The sequence below is a fragment of the Streptomyces sp. NPDC006544 genome (assembly GCF_040611715.1).
GTDB lineage: Bacteria > Actinomycetota > Actinomycetes > Streptomycetales > Streptomycetaceae > Streptomyces.
Genome location: NZ_JBEXOV010000010.1, coordinates 117,661 through 131,001, shown reverse-complemented (window position 1 = coordinate 131,001; position 13,341 = coordinate 117,661). Strand labels below are relative to the sequence as shown.

The following is a 13,341-nucleotide window of genomic DNA, read 5'->3' as shown; positions in this document are numbered from 1 at the left end:
GTTCGTTTCCGCGCTGGTCGCGTCCCCGGCGCCGTGGGGCGCGCCCCCCCCGCCCCCGGGGGCGCTCCCGGTGGGCGGTCGGCGGGCGGGCTTGGCGGCCTCCCGCCCCCGACCCGAAGGAATCAAGGTGCGGAAACCCCTGTCCGGCACCGGCTCCGGATGGCACTCTCTACTCCTCGCCAAACGTAGTCCTGGGGGGGATCACACGTGATGGAGCCGGGTACGGGCATGGGCCTGCGGGGCCGCAGCGGCATCCTGTCGCTCGTCGACGTGTGCCTGAAGGAGGAGCCGACGGCCGAGCGGCCCCTGACCATGCTCCTCGGCCCGGCCGGCAGCGGAGCCAGCGAGGCGCACAGCGCGCTCATGGAGCGCTTCGGGCCCGACTACCCCTTCGCCTTCGTCAACTTCGGCGGGGCCCAGTCGCTGCTGCCCCGCTACGCCCTCGGGCTCCTGGCCCGCCAGCTCGAACGCAAGCTGCCCCGCTACGGCCGCTCCCACTTCCCGCTGCTCAGCCTCGGCCTGCTCGCCTCCGACCAGGAGCTGCGCATGCGCAGCCTCGCCGAGGGCCGGCGCGCGGTGCAGCGCCAGCTCGACCGTTTCCAGGAGGAGAACGAGGCCCGGCACGGCGACTACCTGGCCGCCTTCTTCGAGGTGGGGATGGGCGCGGTGGGCATGCCCGAAGGTGCCTCCACCGCCGCCCTCGCCCTCTTCCAGGACGCCCTGCGGCGCGGCCGCCGCACCATGCCCGGACTGCTCGGCGGCAGGCTGGGCAACCGGCTCACGGCCGGAGCCCACTGGTACGGACGCCATCCCATGACCCGCAGCGCGGACCCCATGGAAGCCCTCGTGGAGCTCAACCTCTGGCGCCACGAGGGGGACGAGAACGAACAGGAGCGGCTCGACCTCGTCCTCTTCTCGGCCTTCCTGGAGGACCTCAGGCGCAACACCGCGCGCAACTTCATGCCCCGCTCCTACCTGTTGCTGCTCGACAACTCCCACACCGAGTACGGACGTCGCTTCCTCGACCTGCTGCTGCGCTCCCGGCACGACGAGACGGTGGTGGCCGGCCACGCCAGCGACCCGCTGACCGTCGTCGCCAGCTCCAACCGCTGGCTGCCCCGCTGGGGTCCGGCCACCGGGGACTCCTGGCCCTGGCAGCTGCGCGGCCCCGACCGGGCCTCCCTGGCCGACTGGAACGCCCACCGGCCGACGCGCGACAGCGAGGACACCTGGTGGTATCCGTTACGGCTGCGCGACCTCAACCTGGACGAGGTGCGGATCCGGATCGAGCTCCAGCTCGGCGGGCACAGCGACCTGGCCCCGCTGACCCGTCTCACCCCGTTCGTGCACCGCCTGACCGGAGGCCTCCCGCGCGCCGTCCACCAGGTGCTCGACGTACTGCGCCAGGCCGGCCCGCCCCCGGACTCGGGCCCCCAGCAGGACGTCTGGCTGCGGACCCTGCCCGACCGCCCGCTGCGCACCGGGGAGGACAGTGCCACGCTCGCGGACACCGCCCTGGGCCACCTCCTGCGCGACTTCGACGGAACCCAGCGCGCCGCCCTCGCCGAATGCGCCGCCGCCCGGGACTTCTCCGTCGCCACGCGCCTGCTCAGCCCCGACGACTCCCTGTTCGGCGACATCCGCGCCCGCTGGCTGCTGACGGGACCCGTCGCCGTCGTCCCCGTACTCCACCCGTGGCTGCGCCGGCTGCTCCTGTGGCGGCTGGCCGCACGCCCCGGCGGGTGGGACGCCGCGCACGAACTCCTCGCGGAGCACTACCGCGCCGAGGGCAAACCGGTGCAGGAGATGTACCACCAGCTCGCCCGCGGGCGGACCGCGGAGGTCACCGCGCACCTGACGCGGCGGTTCACCGCCGTACCGGCCGCGCAGTGGATCTCCGAGTTCGACACGATCACCGCCGCGCCGAACCGCCTCCCCGCCGACAGCGGACCGCTGGAGCTGCTCGCCGGGCTCGTCCCGCGCCGGCCCGGGCGCGTGATGGACACCGAGTCCGTGATCCACACCCTGGTGACCACCCGCTGGGTGTGGAGCGATCCGCTCGCCGACCCCGCCATGCGACTGGGCGCCATGATCGCCGACGGCTACACCCAGCTGTCCCAACTGCGGAGGAACGACATCGTGGCCCTGTTCAACGAGTCCGAGCGGTACCGTCATTGGCGCGATCCCCAGACCGCCGGCTGGGAGGGCTGAGCGCATGCCCAGACTCGAATGGCCCCTGCACGTCGTACGCCGCGTCGCCCTCGCCGCCACCGCGGCCGTCGTCCTGGTCGCGGCGCTCTGGCTGGGCGTCGGCTGGCTCCAGGAACGCCAGGCCAGGTGCGCCGACGGGATCGTCGAACTGGGTCCGGACGACGAGTGCGTCGGAGTGAGCGACGGCTCGTACGTCTTCGCGCCGCACCTCGACGCCGTCAGCAGGAAGATCGAGGAGGAGAACCGCCGGGTCCTCGCCAACGCGGACAAGGAACCGTACGTCAGCGTCGCCTACTTCACGTCCTTCACGACCACCGCCGAGGACAGCAACTCCGCCGAGGGCGTCCGCCACGAACTCCAGGGCGCCTACCTCGCCCAGTACCGGCACAACCAGGGTGACCTCGCCGCCACCCCCAAGATCCGCCTGCTGATCGCCAACCCCGGCAGCCAGTCGGCTCAGTGGAAGCACACCGTCGACGAGCTGATCGCCCGCAAGGACTCCCCCGACCGGCTCGTCGCGGTGGCCGGCCTCGGCCCGAGCACCGACGAGAACCTCGCGGCCATAAAGCGCCTCTCCGAACACGGGGTCGCCATGGTCGGCGCCACCCTGACCGCCACGGACATCCAGGGCATCAACGGCTTCGTCCGGATCGCCCCCACCAACGAGGACGAGGCGTACGCGGGGGCCGGTTACCTCAAACGGCGCGGCGTCACCACCGCCGTCGTCATCCAGGACGTGGCGCAGGGGGACCTCTACGCGTCCACCCTGGGCACCGCCTTCACCAAGGCCTTCCAGGACGGCCCCCAGCACAGGCTCGTCGCGGAACGCATGACGTACGACTCCTCCGTCAGCAGCGCCTGGCAGAACGAACTGCGCTACATGCCGGGCCAGTTGTGTCAGCAGCGTCCGCAGGTCGTCTACTTCGCGGGGCGCGGCCAGCACCTGACGCACTTCCTGGACGCGCTGGCCAACCGCAGTTGCACCGACCAGCAGTTCACCGTGTTCACCGGGGACGACACGACCAACCTGAACGCCGATCAGCTCGCCCGCGCCGCCGGGACGGGCATCGAGGTGCTCTACACCGGTCTCTCCCACCCCGACATGTACCGTTCGGCTCCGCAGGCGGTGTCCGCGCCGTCCGCGAAGAACTTCCAGCCGGGCGGGCTGCTGGACCAGTGGTTCCCCCACGATCCCCGTGAGGACGGCGGAGCGCTGATGGGCCACGACGCGGTCCTCGCGGCGGCCCACGGCATCCAGATGGCCGCCCGCTGGCAGGGGCAGGTCGTCGGGGACGCGGTGGCGCGGATGTTCCACCAGATGGACGGCACCCAGCAGGTGGCCGGGGCCAGCGGGTTCATCTCCTTCCAGAACAACGGCAATCCTCGCAACAAGGCCGTCCCGATCCTGCGCCTCAACGGTAAGGGCCAGGTCGAATTCGTCGAGGTGTCCGCAGCGGAGGGCAAGCCGCCGCAGGAACAGTGACCCGGGGCGCCGGCTCGTTCACCGGCGTTTGTCCTTCTTGGCCTTCGCCTTCCCCGGATGCTCCTTGCTCCCGGGCGGCTCCGGGGCCTTCGCCGGGCGGTCACCGCCCGGCTCCCCGGAGGACGAGCCGGCGGAGCCGGTGGACGCCGGGGGTTCCGGGGCGGCGGGCGATGCCGCGGCCGGGAGCTGCGTCGTGGACCCCGAGGACGCGGGAAGGGGCGGCGTCGGCCGGGCGCCCGCCACGTCGGCCTCCTTCGTTGCGGGTGGCAGTTGCCCGAGGGGGGAATCCGGAGCTGCCTCTTCACCTGCCGGAAAGCCACCGAACAGCAGTGCGCAGGCGCTGACCGTGCTCACCGCCGCGAGGCCCATGAGAGCCGCACGCCGCCGATGGCGCGGGGCCTTCCGGCGGGCCGGGGCCTTCCGGCGGGCCGGGGCGGGCTGTGGTGAGGGTTCCGCGGCCGGGATCCCGGTGGGGAACGGCACCGGTGAGCGGTGCGTGGCGGTGTCCGCACCGGCCGCGCTCACCACGGCCCGGGGGGCGGGCGGCGCCACGGCGTCCCGCAGGCGCAGGTGGACGGCGGCGGCGTCGGGGCGTGCCCGGGGATCCTGGTGGGTCATCGCCTTCAGCACGCGGCCGAGGTCGCCCGGCAGCCCCTCGGGGATGGGGGGCGGGTGCAGGAGGTGGGCGGTGGCGACCTCGACGGGCGTCCCCTGATAGAGGCGGTGGCCGGTGAGTGCTTCCAGGAGGGTCACCCCCAGGCCGTAGATGTCGCTCGCCGTGCTCGCGCCCCGGCCGAGGAGCTGCTCGGGGGCCATGTAGGCGAGTGTGCCGACGAGTACGTCCGGTGCGCCGTGGGACTGGTCGGACACGGTCCTGGACAGCCCGAAGTCGGCCAGGCGCGGGGACCCGTCCTCGCGGAGCAGGACGTTGGAGGGTTTCACGTCGTGGTGGATGATGCCGTGGGCGTGGACGTGGTCGAGGGCCGAGGATATCTCGGCGCCGAGGCGCGTCACCTGGACCGGGCTGAGCGGGCCCGCGTCCATTCGGGTGCGCAAGGTGACGCCGCGGATCAACTCGGTGACCATGTACGCGCCCTGTCCGTGCCGCCCGGCGTCGTAGACGGTGACGAGGGCGCGGTGGGAGAGGCGGGCCAGGGTGCGGGCTTCGTCGCAGAAGCGGTCGGCGGTGACCGTTTCCGCGCCCTCGCGGAACACCTTGACGGCCACCTCGCGCCCCAGCAGCTGGTCGACGCCGCGGAACACGTCCGCCGTACCGCCGGACCCTATGAGGGACAGGAGCCGGTAGCGACCTCCGAGCAGGGTGTCGTGGCGGGGAGGTGCTCCTGTCGCGGGGACGGGCCGGGCCGGCATGCGGGTCCTCCTCCACTGGCGGGCAGTGTCGCGCCCCTACCCGCCGGGAGCCCTCCTACGCACCGGGCGCGGACTGCGCACCGGGCGCGAACCTCCGCGGCCCCGGCCTGCGGCCTGAGCGCCTCCGCTCAGTCGGAGGGCGCGGCGCCGGTGAGCAGGGCGATCAGCCCCGGCATCCCGCCGTCCGCCACGGCGCGGCGCTGGCGGTCCGCGGGGGTGCCCTCCCGCAACAGCCGGTGCGCGAGGGCGCTCACCTCCCGGAGATCTCCCGCGCCTTCCAGGGCCGGTGTGATGTGCCGCATGAGGGAGGCCAGGACGTCGCCGCTGCTGCGCGGGCGGCCCTGCGGGTCCACGAGGGTGCCGTTCAGTCCGTAGCGGGCCGCGTGCCAGTTCGCGGCCTGCACCAGTTCCGGATCGGCCGGGGTGGCCGGCGGCATGCCCGCCTTCTCCTCGGCGATCGCCGTGGCGACCAGGGCGCGGACGACACCGGCGAGCATCACGGCGTCGTCGGCCCGCAGCTGCACGTCCAGGCAGCGCACCTCGACGGTCGGGTAGCGGTCGGAGAGTCTCGCCTGCCAGTAGACCTGTCCCCGGTCGGCGATCACTCCGGAGGACACCAGCCCCTCCAGGCGTCGTTCGTAGTCGGCGAGCCCCTGGAAGTGCGGGGGCAGACCGCTGACGGGCCACCGCCCGAAGACGATGGTCCGCCAGCTGGCGAACCCGGTGTCCCGTCCGTCCCACAGGGGCGAGTTCGCGGACATGGCCAGCAGCGTCGGCAGCCACACCCGGATGCGGTTCAGTACGGCCACGCCCGTCTCCGCATCGGGGATCCCGACGTGGACGTGCATCCCGCAGATCAGCTGCTCGTCCACCAGCTGCCGCGCCTCGTCCTCCATCCTCAGGTACCGGGGCGTCCGGGTGACGGGTACGGGCAGGGACCCGCGCACGGGCGCCGCGCCCGTCGCAGCGATCCGGCAGCCGTTGGCCTCGGCGGCCGAGGCCAGCGCGTGGCGCAGCCGGAGCAGGTGGCCGCCGACCTCGTCGAGGTTCCAGCAGACGGGAGTGGCCACTTCGATCTGCGCCTGGAGCAGCTCGTCCTGGACCTCCCCCGCTTCCGCGAGGGGCCCGAGACCGGCCGTGCGGCACACCTCCTCCTCCAGCGGAGTCGGTACGGCGGTGACCGGGTCGACCAGCAGATACTCTTCTTCGACTCCCAAGGTGATCACCTCATTACGGGTACCCGCGCGCTCCATGATCACCCCCGACCGGCCCGGTCCGGCGTAGTGTCGCGCCGCGGTTCCGGGGCCGTCCGGTGAGGGTGTGAACCCGTTCGGCCCATGGCACGGTCCGCAAGGCGGACGACTCACGAAGCGTTACATCGACTCACTCTCCGAAGCCGTGGTGCGGCTTCGCTTCCGTACCGGTGGGGTACGGGGCTGGTCGACTGGCTGTTGGGGCAGCCGTGCGCAGCCCGCTGCTGCGGGCCGCGGAGGATCTGGGTGACACCAGTGGGCTTTCGAAGAGGACGCGGTCCGCATCGCGCCTCTCCCGGAGTCGGCGCACCGGCCCGCGGGCGCGTCCTGGCCGGACGTGCGCCCCGGACCGCGAACGGGTCCCCGCCGCGGCGGGGACCCGTTGCCCTGCGTCCTGAACGAGATCAGACCGCGGGCGGGAACCTGTCCCAGGCGCGGTGCGCGGCCAGGGCGGCGGCCAGGGTCCCGACGAGGGCCGCGCCGTCCTCTCCCAGGGCGATGCCCGCCTCGTCGGCGCCGATGCCGCACGCCTCGAGGAGGTCCCGGGCGCCGTTCAGTCCGCCGATGGCCTTGCCGTGGCGGTACGTCTCGGTGAGGAGCAGGACGACGCGCGGGTCGGCAGCCCGCGGGGGGAGGGCGGTGCCGGCCTTGGCGTCGCGGGCGCCGTAGGCGTCGGGGGCCGCCTGGGGCGCCCCGGCCAGGAGGAGGGCGTCGAATTCGACGGAGCGGGCGGTGGCGAAGGTGCGCTGGACGGCGATCGGGTCGCCGCCGGTGGCGAGGGTGCCGCCGGCCGGGGCGATGACGAGGGGCACCATGCCCGCGTCCAGGGCGGCCTGCCGGGCGGTGCGCACCGCGTCGAGGTCGGCCTCCGCGTCGGCGACGATGCCGATCACGCGTCCGTCGACCGGCCAGGTCTCCCCCAGCTGGCTGAGTGCGGGGCTGGGCTCCACGGCGGCGAGCGGCGCGGTGGCGGCGGGCGCCGGCAGCCCGAGGCCTTCGGCGACCTTCTCGCACAGCTCGGGGTCGATGTTCGCGAGCACCGCCAGGGTGCGTTCCTTGACGGCCTGCTCGTAGCACTTGTTCAGTTCGAAGGTGTAGGCGGCGATGACGTGCTCGCGCTCCGGCGGGGTCATGCTGAGCCAGAACAGCCGGGGCTGGGAGAAGTGGTCCGAGAAGGAGGCGGGTGCCTCACGGACCTTGCTCGCCGCCGGGACCTTGACGGGTGTCTCGATGAAGGCGCTCGTGTCGGCGCCCGCGAGGAAGGGGCAGCCGCCGTCGAGGCTGTTGGGCCGGTAGGGGGCGACGCCGGTGTGCACGGCGCTCTGGTGCATGCCGTCGCGGAGCATGTCGTTGACGGGGGCGTGGGGGCGGTTGATCGGGATCTGGCCGAAGTTGGGGCCGCCGAGCCGGCTGATCTGCGTATCGAGGTAGGAGAAGAGGCGCCCCGCGAGCAGCGGGTCGTCGGTGACGTCGATGCCGGGTACGAGGTGGCCGGGGTGGAAGGCGACCTGTTCGGTCTCGGCGAAGTAGTTCTTGGTGTTGGCGTTCAGGGTCATCAGCCCGATGGGCTGGACCGGCGCGAGCTCCTCCGGGACCAACTTCGTGGGGTCGAGCAGGTCGATGCCCTCGAACGTCTGGTCGGCGGTGTCGGGGAAGACCTGGATGCCCAGTTCCCATTGCGGGAACGCGCCGGACTCGATGGCGTCGAAGAGGTCCCTGCGGTGGAAGTCGGGGTCCATCCCGTTGATCAGCTGGGCTTCCTCCCAGACCAGGGAGTGCACGCCCAGTTTCGGCTTCCAGTGGAACTTCACGAGCACGCTCTCGTCGGCCGCGTTGACCAGCCGGAAGGTGTGGACCCCGAAGCCCTCCATCATCCGGTAGGACCGCGGGATGCCGCGGTCGGACATGTTCCACAGGGTGTGGTGGGTGGCCTCGGTGTGCAGGGACACGAAGTCCCAGAACGTGTCGTGCGCGCTCTGCGCCTGGGGGATCTCCCGGTCCGGGTGGGGTTTGCCGGCGTGGATGATGTCGGGGAACTTGACCGCGTCCTGGATGAAGAACACCGGGATGTTGTTCCCGACCAGGTCGAAGGTGCCCTCGTCCGTATAGAACTTCGTCGCGAAACCGCGGGTGTCGCGCACCGTGTCGGCCGAGCCGCGCGAGCCGAGGACGGTGGAGAACCGGACGAACACCGGCGTCTCCACGCCCTTCGCCAGGAAGGCGGCCCGCGTCACCTCGCCGGCCGTGCCGTAGCCCTTGAAGACGCCGTGCGCGGCCGCGCCGCGCGCGTGGACCACCCGCTCGGGGATCCGCTCGTGGTCGAAGTGCGTGATCTTCTCGCGCAGGTGGTGGTCCTGGAGCAGGACCGGACCGCGTGCTCCGGCCTTCAGGGAGTGGTCGCTGTCGTGGAGCCGGGCGCCCTGGGCGGTGGTGAGGTAGGCGCCGCTCTGCGCCGTGCGCCCCTGCTCCGCCCCCGTGGCCTGGCCGGTCGGACTCACCGTCTCCGGCCCTTCCTGGTCGGCCTTGGGCGGCAGCGGCTGTACCGGCCGGGTCGGCTCGGCCACGGGCGGGGACACCGGGCCCGGCTTGCCCGGCAGGCCGTCCTCGCCCGGTTCCGAGGCCGCGGGGCTGTGCTTCGTGGTCATCGTGTCTCCAAGGAACGGTTGAGTGGACGTGTCAGCCATGACCGGGAAGCGGCCGCTCTCAAACGGGGGCGGGGGGTGCGTCACCCGCCTCCGCGGCGTTCACGGCGTCTGCCCCTCGGTCGAGCGGCTGCGCGTGCCGACCGCCTACCCCCTTCACCGCGATGAACCCGGTCGATTCGAATCTGCGGGGAGCCGAGGCGGCGTCGGACCGGACCGGACACGGCTTCGCCGGCACGGGGGATTCGCCGGCCCGGTCAGGCGGGCCCGGTCAGGCGGGCCCGGTCAGGCGGGCCCGGCTCGGACCGAGGTGCTGTTCCAGCCAGTCCGCGGCGGTACGCCGGTACAGGCGCCGGTTGTCCGCCCGCAGGAACTCGTGGCCCTCGTCGCGCAGCGTCAACTGCCGCGCCGGGACGCCGCGGTCGCGGGCCGCCCGGACGAACTGCTCCGATTCCGCCGGCGGGACATTGGTGTCGTGTTCGCCGTGAACGGCCAGCACGGGAGAGCGCAGTTGGTCGATGCGGCTCATCGGGGACAGGGCGCGGAGCAGTTCCCGGTCGCGTTCGGGGTGCCCGTACTTCGCGGCGGCGGACTGTGCGATCCACGGTTCGGTTCCGGCGAAGAACGTGGCGAAGTCCGACATCCCGCATACGGCGACCCCGGCCCGGAAGAGTTCCGGATGCCACACCAGGGAGGCCATGGTGAGGTAGCCGCCGTACGAGCGGCCCATCACGCCGAGGTTCAAGGGGTCGGCGTACCCCAGCGCGACCACGTGGGCGGCGCAGTCGGCGACGTCGTCGATCGCGGCGAACCGGCCGGCGCCGAGGTCGGCGTCCACGAAGGACCGGCCCCAGCCGGACGAACCGCGGACGTCGGGGGCGAACACGTCCAGGCCCCGGCCGAGGAGTTCGTGGTACAGCGGGTTGAACACCGGGCGTTCCTGTTCCTCCGGGCCGCCGTGGAGGTGGATCACGCACGGGCCCGGCCGGCCCGCGTCCCGGCCGGGCGCACGGTAGTACCAGCCTCCGAGCACCAGCCCGTCGCGGGCCTCGCAGCGCAGGGCGCTCGGGCGTACGGGAGGCCGCCCGGGCGGGACGGCGTCCTCGTCCCGTGCCGACCAGCTCGTGCGCGTCGGCGCGTAGGCCTCGTCGAGCTCCCAGATTCCGGGCCTGCGCCGGGAGCCCGACAGCGCGGCGAACAGGCCGCCGCGCTCCAGGGCCGCGATGCGGGTCACCACCTCGTGGGGCAGGACCGGATGGTGGTACGGCACGACGGCGCCGTCCATGGGGCTCGGGGGGAGCTCCACGCTCTCCAGTTCGGTCGCGCCGTGCGCGTTCCAGGCGAGGAGGGCCCACCGGCCGTGGTCGGGCACGCTGAGCAGGTCGAGGGCGGAGTTCTCCCTCTCGGCGGCCACGGACAGGCCCTGCGAGGCGCCGCCCTCGTCCAGGCCGACCCTGAGCAGGGCCGCGAACTCCCGATCCGCGTCGCTGCGCAGCCACAGGGTCCGCGTGTCGGCGGCGAACCGGCCGATCCAGGGGTCCCCGTCGGCGACGTGCAGCGCGAAGGTCGTGCGGCCCGAGAGGGTGTCGAGCACGAGGGCTTCACGGCGGCCGCGCGGGCCCCGGCGGACGAGCGCGAAGCGGCCGTCCGCACTGGTGTCGCACACCCGGAGGGAGGCCGCTCCCTCCTCGCTGAACAGGAGGACCGGCCCGGCGGCCCCGTCGGGGTCCAGCAGGTAGGCGGCCAGACCGCCCCTGCGCACCGGGCCGAGGTCGGCGACCGGCGCACCGCCCGCCACCGGCGGGCCCGCTCCGGCCGTACGCCCCGGTCCGCCGTGCTCCGTGCCCGCAGGGGAGTGCTGGGCGACCGTGACCGCGAGGGCGGTGCCGTCCCGCGTCCAGCACCCGAGGTGCGCCGAACTGCCCGGTTCCGCGCCCGCGAGCACCTGCCGCCCGGTTCCGTCCGGGCGCACCACCAGGACCCTGGTGTGTTCGCCGCCGCCCGGCGCCGAGGTGTAGGCGATCCAGCGCCCGTCGGGTGACCAGGACACCTCCGTCACCGGGTCCGGGTCGTCGTCCAGCACGTGGGCGTCGCCCTCCCGGGCGGGACCGCTCCACAGCTGGGGGACACCGGCACGGTCGCAGATGAACGCCACGCGCTCACCCGTGGGGTCGGCTGCCGGGTACCAGCACCCGTGGGCGGTCAGCAGGGTCGGTGGATCGTCGCCGTGGTGGTCGGGCATCCGCACGGGGACCGGCGCCGGTGCGGACGACGCGGCAGCACGGGCCGCCGCCCCGCGGGCGGTGGCGTGCGCGTGTTCCACGGGAGGTTTCATGTGCTCCGGGGCGTCGGTCGGTACACCGGCTTCCGCTTCCGGATGCCGGCGCTCAGCGGACACCGTGCGCTTGTAGCCAGATCTCCAACGATGCCACCTGCCACAGGGTGTTGGCCCCGCGTTTCGTGCGCCGGCTGTTGGGGTGGGCGAGCAGCTGCTCGACGAAGTCCTGGTCGAAGACGCCGCGCCGGCGTGCTTCCGGGGCCGTGAGCGCGTCGCGTACGCGGACCAGCACGGGCTCCGCCATGTTGCGGACCGCGGGCACCGGGAAGTAGCCCTTCGGGCGGTCGACGACCTCCCGGGGCAGGAGCGTGCGTCCGATGTCCTTGAGCACGGCCTTGCCGCCCTGCGCGAGCTTCAGCCGGGGAGGGCAGGCCGCGGCCAGCTCGACGAGTTCGTGGTCCAGGAACGGCACCCTCGCCTCCAGGCCCCAGGCCATCGTCATGTTGTCGACCCGCTTGACCGGATCGTCCGGCATGAGCGCGTGGACGTCCATCCGGAGGGCCGCGTCGAGCGCGGTCTCGGCGCCGGAGGCGGTCATGTGGGTGCGGACGAAGTCCGTCGAGGCGTCGTGGCCGACGGCGAACCCGGGGTCCAGCATGGCCGTGAGATCGGGGTGCGTACGGTCGAAGTAGGCGGTCGCGTAGGCCTCGTCCACGTCCCGCCGGTTGGCCGCGGCGATCTGCGGATACCAGTGGTAGCCGGCGAAGACCTCGTCCGCGCCCTGGCCGCACAGCACCACCTTGACCTCCTTGGAGACCTGTTCCGACAGCATGTGGAACGCGACGGCGTCGTGGCTGACCATCGGTTCGCTCATGGCGCCGATGGCGGCCTCGAGAGCCGACGGGAGCCGGTCGGAGGGGATCATGAACTGGTGGTGGTCGGTCGAGAACCTGCGGGCGACCATGGCCGAATACGCGAACTCGTCCCCCTCCTCACCGTTCTCCGCCTCGAAACCCATCGCGAAGGTCGCCACGTCCTCCTGCCCCTCCTCGGCCAGCAGGGCCACGATGATGCTGGAGTCCAGCCCGCCGGAGAGGAGCACGCCCAGGGGGACGTCCGCGACCGTGCGCCGTCGTACCGCCGTGCGCAGCGCGTCGTGCACCGCTTCCCGCCAGAGCACCGGATCCTCGCCGAGCTCGGAGTGCCTGGTGTACGAGGGCTGCCAGTAGCAGTGGTCACGGTGGCTTCCGTCCCGCTCGACGACGCGGACGGTGGCCGGGGGGACCTTGCGCACGCCGTTCAGCACGGTGCGGGGCGCCGGGACCGTGCCGTGCCAGCTCAGGTACTGGTGGAGCGCCACCGGATCGAGGGACGTGTCCACTCCCCCGCCCGCCAGCAGGGCCGGCAGGGAGGAGGCGAAGCGCAGGCGCTCGCCGTCCTCGGTGACGTACAGGGGCTTGATGCCGAGCCGGTCGCGGCCCAGGACGACACGGCCCGTGTGGTGCTCGACCATGGCGAAGGCGAACATGCCGACGAGGAACTCGACGCACTCCCACCCCCACTGGGCGTAGGCCTTGACGACCACCTCGGTGTCGGAGTCGGAGAAGAACCGGTGCCCGAGTCCTTCGAGGCGCCGGCGCAGCTCACGGTGGTTGTAGACGCAGCCGTTGAAGACGGCGGTGAGGCCGAGCTGTGCGTCGGTCATGGGCTGGGCGCCGCGCTCGGAAAGGTCGATGATCTTCAGGCGCCGATGCCCCAGGGCCACCGCGCCCTGCGACCAGGCCCCTCTGCCGTCGGGTCCCCGCGGCTCCAGGACGTCCGTCATTCTCTCGACGGCGGCCAGGTCGGGCCGTCTGCCGTCGAAACGTACCTCACCGCTCAAGCCGCACACGGAGCACCTGCCACGCTCACGGCGGTACCTCGGGGGTGCCACACCTGGGGTGCCTCGCTCTCCGTGGACGACTTGGTCACGTACTCCATCACTACACTCCTGTACCGGCAGGGCCGCCGCTGGTCGGGTCGGCCCGAACGGGTGATCGACACAGGGGCGCCTGCCCGCCCGCGCGTCCCTTATGCGGACGCCGTGAGCGGCCCCACCGATCC

Annotated in this window: 7 protein-coding genes; 2 read left to right on the top strand and 5 right to left on the bottom strand. The window is 72.9% G+C overall.

What is annotated here, in order from left to right; all coding sequences use genetic code 11:
* The first annotated feature begins 210 nt into the window (after positions 1 to 210).
* Both ABZY44_RS07830 and ABZY44_RS07825 read left to right on the top strand, forming a co-directional pair.
* Positions 211 to 2,211 carry a hypothetical protein gene (locus ABZY44_RS07830; RefSeq protein ID WP_356651020.1) on the top strand — a complete coding sequence of 667 codons (2,001 nt, stop codon included), beginning with the start codon at positions 211 to 213 and terminating at the stop codon, positions 2,209 to 2,211.
* 4 nt (positions 2,212 to 2,215) lie between these two features.
* Positions 2,216 to 3,694: a branched-chain amino acid ABC transporter substrate-binding protein gene (locus tag ABZY44_RS07825; protein WP_356651018.1), complete on the top strand. Its 1,479-nt coding sequence runs from the start codon at positions 2,216 to 2,218 to the stop codon at positions 3,692 to 3,694.
* A gap of 18 nt (positions 3,695 to 3,712) precedes the next feature.
* Here the strand turns inward: ABZY44_RS07825 and ABZY44_RS07820 are convergent, their stop codons facing one another.
* The 5 genes from ABZY44_RS07820 to ABZY44_RS07800 form a co-directional block, all read right to left on the bottom strand.
* A complete protein-coding gene (locus ABZY44_RS07820; protein WP_356651016.1) occupies positions 3,713 to 5,065 on the bottom strand; it encodes a protein kinase in 1,353 nt (450 codons plus the stop codon).
* Between the two features lie 128 nt (positions 5,066 to 5,193).
* Positions 5,194 to 6,291, bottom strand: coding sequence for a glutamate--cysteine ligase (locus ABZY44_RS07815; RefSeq protein WP_356651014.1), 1,098 nt, complete (start codon positions 6,289 to 6,291; stop codon positions 5,194 to 5,196).
* A 431-nt stretch (positions 6,292 to 6,722) separates the two neighbouring features.
* Entirely contained in the window at positions 6,723 to 8,963 is a 2,241-nt protein-coding gene (locus tag ABZY44_RS07810) for a catalase (RefSeq protein WP_356651012.1), read from the bottom strand.
* A gap of 268 nt (positions 8,964 to 9,231) precedes the next feature.
* Positions 9,232 to 11,202 (bottom strand): prolyl oligopeptidase family serine peptidase, encoded by a 1,971-nt coding sequence (locus tag ABZY44_RS07805; protein WP_356651042.1) that lies wholly within the window; start codon positions 11,200 to 11,202, stop codon positions 9,232 to 9,234.
* Between the two features lie 145 nt (positions 11,203 to 11,347).
* Positions 11,348 to 13,129, bottom strand: coding sequence for an N-acetylglutaminylglutamine amidotransferase (locus ABZY44_RS07800; RefSeq protein WP_356651010.1), 1,782 nt, complete (start codon positions 13,127 to 13,129; stop codon positions 11,348 to 11,350).
* Between the last annotated feature and the right edge of the window lie 212 nt (positions 13,130 to 13,341).

Coding starts and splice junctions, on each gene's coding strand:
- ABZY44_RS07805 (WP_356651042.1), bottom strand. CDS start 11,202: ATGCCCGACCACCACGGCGACGATCCACCGACCCTGCTGACCGCCCAC.
- ABZY44_RS07820 (WP_356651016.1), bottom strand. CDS start 5,065: ATGCCGGCCCGGCCCGTCCCCGCGACAGGAGCACCTCCCCGCCACGAC.
- ABZY44_RS07830 (WP_356651020.1), top strand. CDS start 211: ATGGAGCCGGGTACGGGCATGGGCCTGCGGGGCCGCAGCGGCATCCTG.
- ABZY44_RS07825 (WP_356651018.1), top strand. CDS start 2,216: ATGCCCAGACTCGAATGGCCCCTGCACGTCGTACGCCGCGTCGCCCTC.
- ABZY44_RS07810 (WP_356651012.1), bottom strand. CDS start 8,963: ATGACCACGAAGCACAGCCCCGCGGCCTCGGAACCGGGCGAGGACGGC.